Consider the following 12615-nt stretch of genomic DNA (forward strand, 5'->3'; position numbering starts at 1 on the left):
CCTGCGGACTTGAAAAAGCCCGCAATTGCCTTCATCTTGTGTTGCAAGCCTATCGGATTTGGATCGATCGAATGACTGACACCCGCAACGGCGAGGACAACGGCAAACTGCTTTATTGCTCCTTCTGTGGCAAAAGCCAGCATGAAGTACGCAAATTGATTGCCGGCCCCTCGGTCTTTATCTGCGACGAGTGCGTCGACTTGTGCAATGACATCATCCGTGAGGAGGTGCAGGAGGCACAGGCCGAAAGCAGCGCGCATAAATTGCCTTCGCCTAAAGAAATCAGCGGCATCCTTGATCAGTATGTGATTGGTCAGGAGCGTGCGAAAAAGGTTCTGGCGGTAGCGGTATACAACCACTACAAGCGTCTGAATCAGCGTGACAAAAAGAACGACGATGTTGAGCTCGGCAAGAGCAATATCTTGCTGATCGGACCTACAGGTTCGGGTAAGACGCTTTTGGCGGAAACCTTGGCTCGTCTGTTGAATGTACCGTTCACCATTGCCGACGCAACCACCCTGACCGAAGCCGGTTATGTGGGTGAGGACGTTGAGAACATCATTCAGAAACTGCTGCAGAAGTGCGACTACGACGTAGAAAAAGCTCAGATGGGCATTGTCTACATCGATGAAATCGACAAGATTTCCCGCAAGTCTGATAACCCTTCGATTACTCGGGATGTTTCCGGCGAGGGCGTTCAGCAGGCCCTGTTGAAGTTGATCGAGGGTACGGTCGCTTCCGTTCCTCCTCAAGGTGGTCGCAAGCACCCGCAGCAGGAGTTTCTGCAAGTCGACACTCGCAACATCCTGTTTATCTGCGGCGGCGCTTTCTCGGGTCTGGAAAAGGTTATTCAAAACCGCTCCACCCGTGGCGGCATCGGTTTCAACGCCGAAGTTCGCAGCAAGGAAGAGGGCAAGAAGGTCGGTGAGTCCCTGCGTGAAGTTGAACCTGACGATCTGGTCAAGTTCGGTCTGATCCCGGAGTTCGTCGGTCGTCTGCCGGTTCTTGCGACGCTGGATGAGCTGGACGAGGCTGCCTTGATTCAGATTCTCACTGAGCCGAAGAATGCCCTGACCAAGCAGTATGCCAAGCTGTTCGAGATGGAAGGTGTGGACTTGGAGTTCCGTACTGACGCATTGAAGTCGGTCGCCAAGCGAGCACTTGAACGCAAGACTGGTGCTCGTGGTCTGCGCTCGATTCTCGAAGGTGTTCTGCTCGACACTATGTATGAGATCCCCTCGCAATCCGAGGTGAGTAAAGTAGTGATCGATGAAAGCGTTATTGAAGGCAAGTCCCAGCCACTGTACATCTATGAGAACAGTGAGCCGACGGCCAAGGCTGCGCCAGACGCGTAAGTGTTGTGGTGTTGCTTAAAAGAAGGGGCCTTCGGGCCCCTTTCCTTTTAGCGTCTTAAAGTGCTGTCTTTAAGCTTGTTTTTTTTGCAGGCAGCCCCCATCTTGGTTTCAAGCTTACTTCCATCTGTTTACGGCCGTACGGCCGCCGTAGAGGCGAAATCATGAAGACAACCATCGAATTGCCTCTCCTGCCATTGCGTGATGTCGTGGTTTATCCGCACATGGTTATCCCGCTGTTCGTGGGGCGCGAGAAGTCGATCGAAGCCCTCGAGGCAGCGATGACGGGCGACAAGCAGATTCTTCTGCTGGCACAGAGAAATCCTGCTGATGATGATCCCGGTGAAGATGCACTCTATCGCGTAGGCACCATTGCGACTGTCTTGCAGTTGCTCAAGTTGCCTGATGGCACCGTCAAGGTGCTGGTTGAAGGCGAACAGCGCGGCGCTGTAGAACGCTTCAGTGAAGTTGATGGTCACTGCCGTGCTGAAGTCTCTCTGATTGACGAGGTCGATGCTCCTGATCGTGAGTCAGAAGTGTTCGTCCGCAGTTTGCTGTCCCAGTTCGAGCAGTATGTGCAACTGGGCAAGAAAGTCCCTGCCGAGGTGTTGTCTTCTCTCAACAGCATCGACGAGCCAAGCCGCCTGGTAGATACCATGGCTGCGCACATGGCGCTGAAGATCGAGCAGAAGCAGGAAATCCTCGAGATCATTGATCTGTCAGCCCGAGTCGAGCACGTCCTGGCATTGCTGGACGCCGAGATTGATCTGCTGCAAGTGGAAAAGCGCATTCGTGGCCGCGTCAAGAAACAAATGGAGCGTAGCCAGCGTGAGTACTACCTGAATGAGCAGATGAAAGCCATTCAGAAAGAGTTGGGTGACGGTGACGAAGGCCACAACGAAATCGAAGAGCTGAAGAAGCGCATCGATGCCGCCGGCCTGCCCAAAGACGCCATGACCAAGGCTCAGGCCGAACTGAACAAGCTCAAGCAGATGTCGCCGATGTCTGCCGAGGCCACCGTGGTTCGCTCCTACATCGACTGGTTGGTGCAGGTGCCGTGGAAGGCTCAGAGCAAGGTGCGCCTGGACCTGGCACGTGCCGAAGACATCCTTGATGCCGACCACTACGGTCTGGAAGAAGTCAAAGAGCGGATTCTCGAATACCTCGCCGTACAAAAGCGGGTTAAGAAAATCCGTGGTCCGGTGTTGTGCCTCGTCGGGCCTCCAGGGGTAGGGAAAACCTCCCTGGCCGAATCGATCGCCAACGCAACCAATCGCAAGTTTGTGCGGATGGCGCTGGGTGGTGTTCGGGACGAAGCGGAAATCCGTGGCCATCGTCGGACTTACATCGGTTCGATGCCAGGAAGATTGATTCAAAAGATGACAAAGGTGGGTGTGCGCAACCCGCTGTTCCTGCTCGATGAAATCGACAAGATGGGCAGCGATATGCGCGGCGATCCAGCGTCTGCCTTGCTAGAGGTTCTGGATCCCGAGCAGAACCATAATTTCAACGATCACTATCTGGAAGTCGATTACGACCTGTCCGATGTGATGTTCCTGTGCACCTCCAACTCGATGAATATCCCACCAGCATTGCTGGACCGGATGGAGGTAATTCGTCTGCCCGGCTATACCGAGGACGAGAAGATCAACATCGCGATCAAGTACCTGTCGCCCAAGCAGATCCAGGCCAACGGCCTGAAGAAGGGCGAGCTGGAATTCGATCCGGATGCGATCCGCGACATCATTCGTTACTACACCCGCGAAGCCGGTGTGCGGGGCCTGGAGCGCCAGATTGCCAAGGTCTGCCGCAAGGCAGTGAAAGAGCACGCGATGGAAAAACGCTTCTCGGTGAAAGTGACTTCCGAGTTGCTGGAACACTTCCTTGGTGTGCGCAAGTTCCGCTACGGCCTGGCAGAGCAGCAAGATCAGATCGGCCAGGTAACGGGTCTGGCCTGGACTCAGGTCGGCGGTGAATTGCTGACCATCGAAGCTGCGGTGGTGCCAGGCAAGGGCCAGTTGATCAAGACCGGCTCCCTGGGCGATGTCATGGTCGAGTCGATCACTGCAGCACTGACCGTGGTACGCAGTCGGGCGAAGAGTTTGGGCATTCCCCTGGACTTCCACGAGAAGCGCGATACCCATATCCATATGCCTGAAGGGGCAACCCCCAAAGACGGCCCTAGCGCAGGCATAGGCATGTGCACGGCGTTGGTTTCCGCGCTGACCGGGATCCCGGTACGGGCTGACGTGGCGATGACTGGCGAGATCACTCTGCGTGGTCAGGTGTTGGCCATCGGTGGACTGAAAGAGAAATTACTCGCAGCTCATCGGGGTGGAATCAAGACGGTGATCATTCCTGAAGAGAATGTTCGCGATTTGAAAGAAATTCCTGACAATATCAAGCAGGATCTGCAGATTAAACCGGTTAAATGGATTGACGAAGTCCTGCAAATTGCGCTGCAATACGCGCCGGAGCCCTTGCCGGATGTGGCTCCCGAGATAGTTGCAAAGGACGAAAAACGCGAGTCTGACTCTAAGGAAAGAATTAGCACGCATTAGTACGCATTAGCCTGGGGGGCTTCCTTGACAGCTTTTTAGAGCCCTTGTTATAAAGCGGCTCTTAAGTGTCTGTAGGCCATTCAGCACTCGTTTTTGCTTTCACCAAAAAACTTAGAATCATACTCATAGATATATAAGGGGACTTAGAGTGAACAAGTCGGAACTGATTGATGCTATCGCTGCATCTGCTGATCTCCCGAAAGCTGCTGCTGGCCGTGCGCTGGACGCAGTTATCGAATCCGTTACTGGCGCTCTGAAGGCCGGTGACTCTGTTGTTCTGGTTGGTTTCGGTACCTTCTCCGTAACTGATCGCCCAGCTCGTATCGGCCGCAACCCACAGACCGGTAAGACTCTGGAAATCGCCGCTGCTAAAAAGCCAGGTTTCAAAGCCGGTAAAGCACTGAAAGAAGCCGTTAACTAAGTTTCTTCAGGGTCTTTGCCCATCCGGGTCGGGGTCATGCCTGATCTGGCAGCGGGGCGCCAGTCGACCGATAGACCATCGGTTTACGCAGAGGGTTGCAGATTCAACTCTCGTCCGCTCCGCCAGTTACGAGAAGGCGCATCCTCGGATGCGCCTTTCTTCTATCCGGATTCTACCCACGCTCCACGGCTGCTCAAATTGAATTACAGCCGTTTTTGGGGGACGTATGCTGCAGAATATCAGGGACAATTCACAAGGCTGGATTGCCAAAACCATCATCGGGGTCATCGTCGCGCTGCTGGCGTTGACCGGTTTCGATGCCATTTTCAAGGCCACCACCCACAACCAGGACGCGGCCAAGGTCAACGGCGAGGAAATCACTCAAAACGAGCTGAGCCAGGCCGTCGACATGCAACGCCGTCAGTTGATGCAACAGTTGGGCAAAGACTTCGATGCCTCCCTGCTGGATGAGAAGATGCTGCGTGAAGCCGCTCTGAAAGGGCTGATCGATCGCAAGCTGTTGCTGCAAGGGGCGAAGGATTCCAAGTTCGCGTTTTCTGAAGGCGCACTGGATCAAGTGATCCTGCAGACACCTGAATTCCAGGTGGACGGCAAATTCAGCCCCGAGCGTTTCGACCAGGTCATCCGTCAACTGGGTTACACCCGTCTGCAATTCCGCCAGATGCTGGCTCAGGAAATGCTGATCGGCCAGGTACGCGCCGGTCTTGCCGGCAGCGGTTTTGTAACCGACGCCCAGGTGCTGGCCTTCGCTCGTCTGGAAAAGCAGACCCGGGATTTTGCCTCCCTGACCATCAAGGCCGATCCGGCGGCAGTCAAGCTGATCGACGAAGAGGTCAAGGCCTACTACGATCAGCACGCCAAGGAGTTCATGACTCCTGACCAGGTGGTCATCGATTACATCGAGTTGAAGAAGGCCGCATTCTTCGACCAGGTCAGCGTCAAGGACGAAGACCTGCAAGCGCTGTATCAGAAAGAAGTCGCCAACCTGTCCGAGCAGCGTCGTGCCGCGCACATCCTGATCGAAGTCAACGACAAGGTGAACGAGGCTCAGGCCAAGGCCAAGATCGAAGAAATCCAGGCTCGCCTGGCCAAGGGTGAAAGCTTCGAGGCACTGGCCAAGGAGTTCTCCCAGGATCCAGGTTCGGCCAATAACGGCGGTGACCTGGGCTACGCCGGCCCAGGTGTCTATGACCCGATCTTCGAAAAAGCGTTGTATGCGCTGGACAAGGATCAGGTCTCGGCGCCGGTACGTACCGGTTTCGGTTTCCACTTGATCAAGCTGCTGGGCATTGAGGCACCGCAAGTGCCGAGCTTCGCCAGCCTCAAGGACAAGCTGACCCGCGATCTGAAAACCCAGCAGGTTGAGCAGCGTTTCGTCGAGGCTACCAAGCAGCTTGAGGATTCGTCGTTCGAGGCATCCGATCTGGCACAGCCGGCTCAGGATCTGAAACTGACTGTACACACCTCCGCGCCGTTTGGCCGTGAGGGCGGTGACGGCATCGCCGCCAACCGTAACGTGGTGCAGGCTGCTTTCAGCACCGAGGTTCTCGATGAGGGTGCCAACAGCACCGCAATCGAACTGGACCCGGAAACCGTGGTGGTGCTGCGTGTCAAAGAGCACCACAAGCCTGAGCAACTGCCGCTGGAAGGGGTTGCTACCGCCATTCGCGCGCAATTGGCCAAGGAGCACGCCAGTGCTGCGGCCAAGACCAAGGCCGAAGAACTGATCGCCAGCTTGCGTGATGGCAAGACCGCGCTGAACAAGCCGGTGGACGGTCAGAACTGGAAAGTCATGCAAGCCGTGACCCGCGCCCAGGAAGGTGTCGATCCGACCGTGCTGCAGGCGTTGTTCCGTATGAGCAAGCCTGAGTCCAAGGACAAGCCGACCTTCGCCAGCGTGACTCTGCCCAACGGCAACTTGATGGTGCTGCAACTCAACAACGTCAACGAAGCCGCGGCGCCGACCGAGGAAGAGAAGGTTCAATACCGTCGTTTCCTGGCCTCGCGTATCGGTCAGCAGGACTTCTCTGCCTATCGCAAGCAGTTGGAAAACCAGGCGGACATCAAGCGCTACTGATGCCTGATCTGCTGTGTTGAAAAGACCCCGTCCGCAAGGCCGGGGTCTTTTTTTTGGGGCGGATCTGGCTCAGGTGACGACGGTTCCGGCGCTTGACGGTATGCCGGTCACCGCCAGTGTCCATGCCGGGGAGAGTTGGCGGTCGCGAACGCCTTGGACCCGTTTCAAGCGCTGGCTGGAAAGCCCTGTTGCCGGGCGTTCACCACCACCAGCAGGGTCAGCAGCAACAGGGTGGCGATTACCCAGGGGAAGGTTGCCACCCCAGGTCCCTGCAGCAGCAATGCGCCACCCAGGCCGCCGCCGGCCATCGCCAGGTTCCACAGGGTCACCAGCATCGACTGCGCGGTGTCGGCGTGCTCGCCTGCGGTCTTGGCCAGTGCGGTTTGCAACAGGGTGGCCATGCCACCGAAGGACAACCCCCAGATTGCGGTGGCCCCGTAGATCGCCAGCGGCTGATCGCCCTGCAGCCCCAGCACCAGGGTGGCGCCGATAAACAGCAGGCAACCGAGCAGCACCAGCTCACGCAGCCAGCGGTCGATCAAAAGACCGACCAGCCAGATGCTCAGCAACGCCGCCAGACCGAACACCAGCAGCACCCGTTCAATCGCGTTGCCAAGCCCGGCCGACTCGAGAAAGGGCGCGATGTAGGTGTAGAGAATGTTGTGCCCCAGCACATAGGCGAAAGTCACGAACAGCACCGATCGGATCCCTGGCAAGGTCAGGACCCGAGTCAGCGGCAGGCGCTTGTGCATCCGCAGTCCGGGGAAATCCGGCACCTGAACCAGCACCCAGCCGATCAGCCCGAGGGTTAGCACAGTCATGCAGGCGAAGCTCATGCGCCAGCCCAGCAGGCCGCCCAGCCAGGTTCCGGCGGGCATGCCCACGGACAACGCCAACGGCGCGCCGAGCATGGCCAGGGTAATCGCCCGTCCCTGCAGGTGGGGCGCCGCCATTCGGCTGGCGTAACCGGCCAGCAGGGCCCAAAGCAGGCCGGCGAAGACGCCGGCACACCCGCGCGCCACGAGGATCAGGCTGTAGTTGGTGGAAAGGGCGGTCACGCTGTTGACCACGGCGAAGCCGCCGATGGCGATCAACAGCAGCGGTCGTCGTCGCCAGCCCTGGGTCAGGATGATCAGGGGGATGGCGGCCAGCAGCGATCCCAGGGCGTAGAAGGTCACCAGCTGGCCGATCAGGGCGGGAGAAACGCCCAGGTCGACGCTCATCAGCGGCAGCAGGCCGGCGGGCAGCGTCTCGGTCATCAGGGTGATGAACCCGGCAGTCGCCAGGGCCAGCAGGCCGCCGACAGGCAGTCGCTCGCGGGTTTGGCCAGGCGCTTGCAGCAGCTCGCAGGCATTGACGGAATTGTTCATGGGCAGGTCCCGTTGGGTTGGCTCAAAAGTGAGGGGCCTAGGGTAGGGCGCTGTGCATGGCGGAAAAATAGGCTAAGGTTCCGAACTTATCGGACACAGATGTCCTTAGTTCGGGAGTGCGCAATGGACTGGCTGGGCAGTATCCCGGTGTTTGTGCAGGTGGCGGAAACCCGCAGCTTCACCGAGGCAGGGCGGTTATTGGGGGTGTCGTCCTCGGCGGTGGGCAAAAGCATCGCCCGCCTGGAGGAGCGCTTGAAGACTCGGCTGTTCCATCGAACGACCCGCAGTATCAGCCTCACCGCCGAAGGCGCGGGCTTTCTTGAGCGCTGTCGGCGGATCGCGGCCGAGGTCGAGGCCGCCGAGTTCCAGCTGTGCGATTCCTCCAGTGCGCCGGTGGGCAAATTGCGCATCAGTGCGCCGCAGGTCCATGGCCTGTTGATGCCCGTGCTGGCCGAGTTCATGCAGCGCTATCCGCAGATCGAACTGGATGTGGACCTTTCCGATCGCCTGGTGGATGTGGTGGAGGAGGGCTTCGATCTGGTGGTGCGCACCGGTAATCCCAAGGATTCCCGGCTCCTGGCCCGGCAACTGGGACGCTTTCGCATGCTCTTGGTGGGCAGCCCCGGGTATTTCGAGCAGCGCGGCTTGCCCCGCAGCCCCCAGGACCTGCGGGAGCACGCCTGCCTGCGACACACCTTTCACCACACCGGCAAACTCGAGCCCTGGCCATTCAAGCCCCAGGCCCAGCAGCCGGAGCCGTTGTTGCCCACGCGCCTCACCAGCAGCTCCATCGAAGCGGTGGAGCACGCGGCCCGCAGCGGACTGGGCATTGCCTGCCTGCCGGATTTCATGGTTCAGGCCGCGGTACGCCGGGGAGAGTTGCAGGTCGTGCTCGACGAGTATCTGCAGCACAACGGGGCATTCTGGGTGCTGTGGCCATCGAGCCGGCACACCGCAGCCAAGCTGCGGGTGCTGATCGAGCATTTGAGCGAGCGACTTTTTCCGGCAAACAGCGGTCATTAAACTTGTGTGAAATTTAAGACACCAATTACCTGCGCTGCGGGGCATTGATCTGTTGCACAATACGCCCCGGAGCGTTTTCCTCAGGATTTTCGATGTTTAGATCATTTCATCTGCGCGCGGCGGCCGGCTGGTTGCTGTTGTCCGCAATCGCCGGTTGTTCCTCGCACAAGACCGCTATCTACGAGCATGAAAGCTTCGATGATTCCGGCACCTTCTCGCGCAATTATCCGGTGAGCGACGCCGCTTCCTGCGAGGCCGCGCGACGGGCCCTGCTCAGCCAGGGCTACATCATCACCAGCAATGATCCGAAGCTGGTCAGCGGTCACAAGAGCTTCCAGCAGACCGGCGAAACCCACCTGGAAATCAGCTTCAACGTGGTCTGCGCCCGGGATGGCAGCGGCGACCAGCGCTCGACGGTGTTCGCCAACGCCCTGCAGGACCGCTATGCGCTGAAGAAGGTCAACAATTCGGCCAGCCTCGGCGTTGGGGTGCTCGGCTCGGTCTCGATGCCGATCGGTTCCACCGATGATTCGATGGTCAAGGTGGCCAGCGAGACGGTGTCCTCGGCCAAGTTCTATGAGCGCTACTTCGCCCTGGTGGAGCTGTTCCTGCCGCCGGAGGCGAAGAAGGCGGCCCATATCGAAGAGAAGCCCAAGGCCGACCTCGGGGTGCCCGAGAGCAAGCCCGAGCCCCAGGCCAAGCCGGAACCCAAGCCCGAGCCCAAGGCTTCGCAGCCAGTGGTCGAGCCTGCTGCGGTGGCTGCGCCGGCTGCCGTCGCTGAACCGGAGCCTACGGTCTCGCAACCGCTGGCGCCGCCAGCCGAGGCCGCGCCGATCGTGCCGGCCACCAGCACTGAACCAGCCCCGGCCAGCGAAACCATCACCCCACCACCGGCCAGCCACCTGCCGCCGCCGAGTGAGCCGATTCCGGCCCTGCCGAGCAGCGGGCACTAAGGCACCTACACCGAGCTCGGGTCGACGCGTTCAATGTCGATCCGATAACGGCTCAAGGCATCGCTGATCGGGCTGTAAGAAATCTCCCGTTCATTGACCAGGGCTCTCAACGCTGCCAAGCCAATGAGGTGTCGGTGGCCATTTCGAAAAATGCTCGCAGGTTTTCTCCGGTTAGTGGGTGGGCCGCAACTGTGGGTATCAACCGGAGGCTAAATTCCTCATGGCCTGTTACGTTTTCATTGTAGAAATCCTGACCGAGGGGGTAGTATTTTTCCTGTCATCCCGGCACTTTATGCTGGTGCCGACGGTCAATGGACACAGCACTATTCAATCAACCGAGAAAGGAGTCCGCGATGGACGAATACCAAGAGGAACTGCTGGAGTATCAAGCTTTCGAGCTCGATCCTCTGGAACCAGCAGAAGACGCCACCGAGCTGTAACGCCGGTGGCGTTTTTTTTAGCCGAACTGTCGGTGGCAGCGGCGGAACTCTCCTGGCGTCTGGCCGTTCCAGCGCTTGAAGGCCCGCTGAAACGCCTCGGCTGAAGCAAAGCCCAGCAGATAAGCAATCTCGCCGAACGCCAGTTCGGTATCGCGAATATAGGTCATGGCCAGGTCGCGCCGGGTGTCATTGAGAATGGCCCGGAACTGCGTCCCTTCTTCCGCCAGCTTGCGCCGCAACGTCCAGGTCGGCAGCTTCAGGCGCATCGCCACTTCTTCCAGGTCGGGCTCACGACCACCATTGAGCAAAGGTCCCAGCAATTGAATGATGCGCTCGCGCAGGCTGCGAGTGCGGGTCAGGTGCTCCAGCTCCCTTTCGCATAACTGCAGCAGATGCCGCCAGGTGCTCGGACAGTGTTCCGGATTGCGCAGGGCCAGGCTGGCCTGGCTCAGGCGCAACTGGTTCTGTTCGGCGGCGAACTGGATGGGTGTGGGGCCGAGGATGGCGTAGGCGTCGTGATAGTCCGGGCGCTCGAACTCGATGTCGATCTGCTCGGCCAGCAGGGTCTGACCGCAGAGGCTGGACAGCTGTTGCAACCAGCCGGAGATGATCGAGTCCACCACGAAGCGGTTGTAGGCGTTGTACGGGCTAATGGAATAGAAGCGCAGCCAGGCGCCGCCGGCATCTTCATGAAAGCTCGACTGACCGCGATAGTTGGAGCCGTACAGCGCTTCGAAGCGCGTCAGGCAACGGGCCGCTTCACGAACGCTGGAGGCTTGGGCGGCTGTGACGCCGGCCAGACCGAGCTGGCTCAGCCGACTCAGACGGCCCATGCGCAGACCCAGGGCCGGGTCGCCGGTGAGCTGGATCGCGCCGTGGCCCAGGCGCATGTAGCGGGGGATCGACAGGCGTGCTCCGGCTTCGCCCAGTCGGGCGGGATCCAATGCGTATTGCTCGAGCAAGGGGGTTGGGTCCTGGCCGTGGCTGCGGACCGCGTCCGCCAGGCTGTGGACAAAGCCCACCGACAGATCCCCCAGGCGCATTGGCGTGGTCTTCATGCTTTACAGCCACAGGTTCAGCAGGCGGGCGCCCGTTGTGCCCTGATCGGCAAACGTCTGGCCGTGGCTATTGATGAAGCTCTGGCCGCTGCTGCGCTGGTCCCAGAACTGGCCACGCAGGAATACGCTGACGCCGGCGCTGGCCAGGCTGCTGGGCGGGCGGGCGGTGAGGGTCAGGCGATGCCAGGCGTCGCCCTCGCTGGTTTCTTCCGGCTTGAGGCTGACCTCGCTGGGGGTGGTGATGCTCTTGAAGCCGCGCCAGGGTCGTTCCCAGCCATCGCGGCCCATGACAAAGGCCGGGACCGCGACCAGTTGGGCGCCCTGGTCATTGAGCTGGCGATAGTTGTCCGGGTACCAGCTGTCGCTGCCGATCAGCACTCCGAGGCGCCCGGCGGGAGTGTCGACGACCTGCACCCCCTGTCCGGCATCGCCGCGCACATAGCCGCTCTCGGCATGGGTGGGATAGAGCTGGCGCTGGGGCTGGCCGATAGGCAGGCCGTCGCTGCCGAACACCAGGCTGCTGTTGTACAGGGCACCGCTACCAATCTGCAGGCTGCCCTGGCTGACGCTGGGCTCGGGCAGAATGATCGAGCCGGCTACCAGGGTCACCTGGAACTCCCGGGCCAGGCCGCCGAACAGCATCTGGTACTCCTTGGCCATCTTCTTCGCCTTCATGCGCAGGTGCGCATCGGCCAGGCGGCTTGATCCCTTGGCGCTGATCAGGGCCTTGAGGAATGGCAGCGGATTGCTCACCGCCAGCCAGTTCATTGCTTCTTTCAAGGACACGGCCTGGTACAGCTCGTTCTTTTCGCCGCTGACCATCAGCCAGGTGCCGATGTGTTCCGGCAGCACCACGATGGTCTTGGCATTCACCAGGCCCTTGTCCCGGGCCTGTTGCAGGTAGGCGGCAAGCTTGCGGTGCAGGCGCTCGGGGCTCTGGTAGTCGGTGGGGAACAACTCCGGCTGGATCGCCAGCAGGTTGCCGTGATCGGCAGGTACGCCTTGGTCCACTGCCAGCTCGATGCGCAGGTCCGACAGGTAATGCGCCCCCGGACGGTCGTGGGTCCAGAGCGCATAACGGGTGATGACGGCAAGCAGGGCCAGGGACAAGGTGAGGTAAAGAAGTTTGCGCATGGGAAAACAGTCGGCGGCCGTGTGCAGGATTCGCCGACTAGGGTAGGGCCCGTGCCGGCACTTGCCAAGGGGCGCTGCGCGTTTGGATCAATAAGTTGTCAGTTACGGTCATTGAGTGCCGGGTACGGTGCTCTTAGTCTGTGCAGCACTACTGATGGAGGCCGCAGAGCTTCCGCATTTTCCCGTGATTGCCCGATCTGGAGTG

Annotated in this window: 9 protein-coding genes; 6 read left to right on the top strand and 3 right to left on the bottom strand. The window is 59.6% G+C overall.

Going from position 1 to position 12615, the window contains the following annotated elements; genetic code table 11:
- Positions 1-71: 71 nt before the first annotated feature.
- From clpX to L1O02_RS10755, 4 genes are all read left to right on the top strand, one after another.
- Entirely contained in the window at positions 72-1355 is a 1284-nt protein-coding gene (gene clpX, locus L1O02_RS10740; RefSeq protein WP_016965273.1) for an ATP-dependent Clp protease ATP-binding subunit ClpX, read from the top strand.
- A 161-nt stretch (positions 1356-1516) separates the two neighbouring features.
- A complete protein-coding gene (gene lon / locus L1O02_RS10745; RefSeq protein ID WP_060840192.1) occupies positions 1517-3913 on the top strand; it encodes an endopeptidase La in 2397 nt (798 codons plus the stop codon).
- Positions 3914-4061: 148 nt separating this feature from the next.
- A complete protein-coding gene (locus L1O02_RS10750; protein ID WP_011062271.1) occupies positions 4062-4334 on the top strand; it encodes an HU family DNA-binding protein in 273 nt (90 codons plus the stop codon).
- Between the two features lie 226 nt (positions 4335-4560).
- Positions 4561-6432, top strand: coding sequence for a SurA N-terminal domain-containing protein (locus L1O02_RS10755; protein ID WP_108546356.1), 1872 nt, complete (start codon positions 4561-4563; stop codon positions 6430-6432).
- A gap of 164 nt (positions 6433-6596) precedes the next feature.
- Here the strand turns inward: L1O02_RS10755 and L1O02_RS10760 are convergent, their stop codons facing one another.
- Positions 6597-7802, bottom strand: a complete 1206-nt coding sequence (locus L1O02_RS10760; protein ID WP_108546357.1) for an MFS transporter — start codon at positions 7800-7802, stop codon at positions 6597-6599.
- A gap of 123 nt (positions 7803-7925) precedes the next feature.
- On the opposite strand from L1O02_RS10760, the gene L1O02_RS10765 reads away from it, so the two are divergent.
- Both L1O02_RS10765 and L1O02_RS10770 read left to right on the top strand, forming a co-directional pair.
- Entirely contained in the window at positions 7926-8825 is a 900-nt protein-coding gene (locus L1O02_RS10765; protein WP_060844135.1) for a LysR family transcriptional regulator, read from the top strand.
- A gap of 92 nt (positions 8826-8917) precedes the next feature.
- A complete protein-coding gene (locus tag L1O02_RS10770) occupies positions 8918-9778 on the top strand; it encodes a DUF2242 domain-containing protein (RefSeq protein WP_108546358.1) in 861 nt (286 codons plus the stop codon).
- Positions 9779-10235: 457 nt separating this feature from the next.
- Here L1O02_RS10770 and L1O02_RS10775 read toward each other — a convergent pair whose 3' ends face one another.
- On the bottom strand, positions 10236-11276 hold the full coding sequence (locus L1O02_RS10775) for an AraC family transcriptional regulator (protein ID WP_108546359.1): 1041 nt from the start codon (positions 11274-11276) through the stop codon (positions 10236-10238).
- Between the two features lie 3 nt (positions 11277-11279).
- Positions 11280-12410, bottom strand: a complete 1131-nt coding sequence (locus L1O02_RS10780; RefSeq protein ID WP_108546360.1) for a carbon-nitrogen hydrolase family protein — start codon at positions 12408-12410, stop codon at positions 11280-11282.
- Between the last annotated feature and the right edge of the window lie 205 nt (positions 12411-12615).

It is taken from the genome of Pseudomonas sp. BC42 (assembly GCF_021560055.1).
Taxonomy (GTDB): domain Bacteria; phylum Pseudomonadota; class Gammaproteobacteria; order Pseudomonadales; family Pseudomonadaceae; genus Aquipseudomonas.

Coding starts and splice junctions, on each gene's coding strand:
- clpX (WP_016965273.1), top strand. CDS start 72: ATGACTGACACCCGCAACGGCGAGGACAACGGCAAACTGCTTTATTGC.
- lon (WP_060840192.1), top strand. CDS start 1,517: ATGAAGACAACCATCGAATTGCCTCTCCTGCCATTGCGTGATGTCGTG.
- L1O02_RS10755 (WP_108546356.1), top strand. CDS start 4,561: ATGCTGCAGAATATCAGGGACAATTCACAAGGCTGGATTGCCAAAACC.
- L1O02_RS10760 (WP_108546357.1), bottom strand. CDS start 7,802: ATGAACAATTCCGTCAATGCCTGCGAGCTGCTGCAAGCGCCTGGCCAA.
- L1O02_RS10765 (WP_060844135.1), top strand. CDS start 7,926: ATGGACTGGCTGGGCAGTATCCCGGTGTTTGTGCAGGTGGCGGAAACC.
- L1O02_RS10770 (WP_108546358.1), top strand. CDS start 8,918: ATGTTTAGATCATTTCATCTGCGCGCGGCGGCCGGCTGGTTGCTGTTG.
- L1O02_RS10775 (WP_108546359.1), bottom strand. CDS start 11,276: ATGAAGACCACGCCAATGCGCCTGGGGGATCTGTCGGTGGGCTTTGTC.
- L1O02_RS10780 (WP_108546360.1), bottom strand. CDS start 12,410: ATGCGCAAACTTCTTTACCTCACCTTGTCCCTGGCCCTGCTTGCCGTC.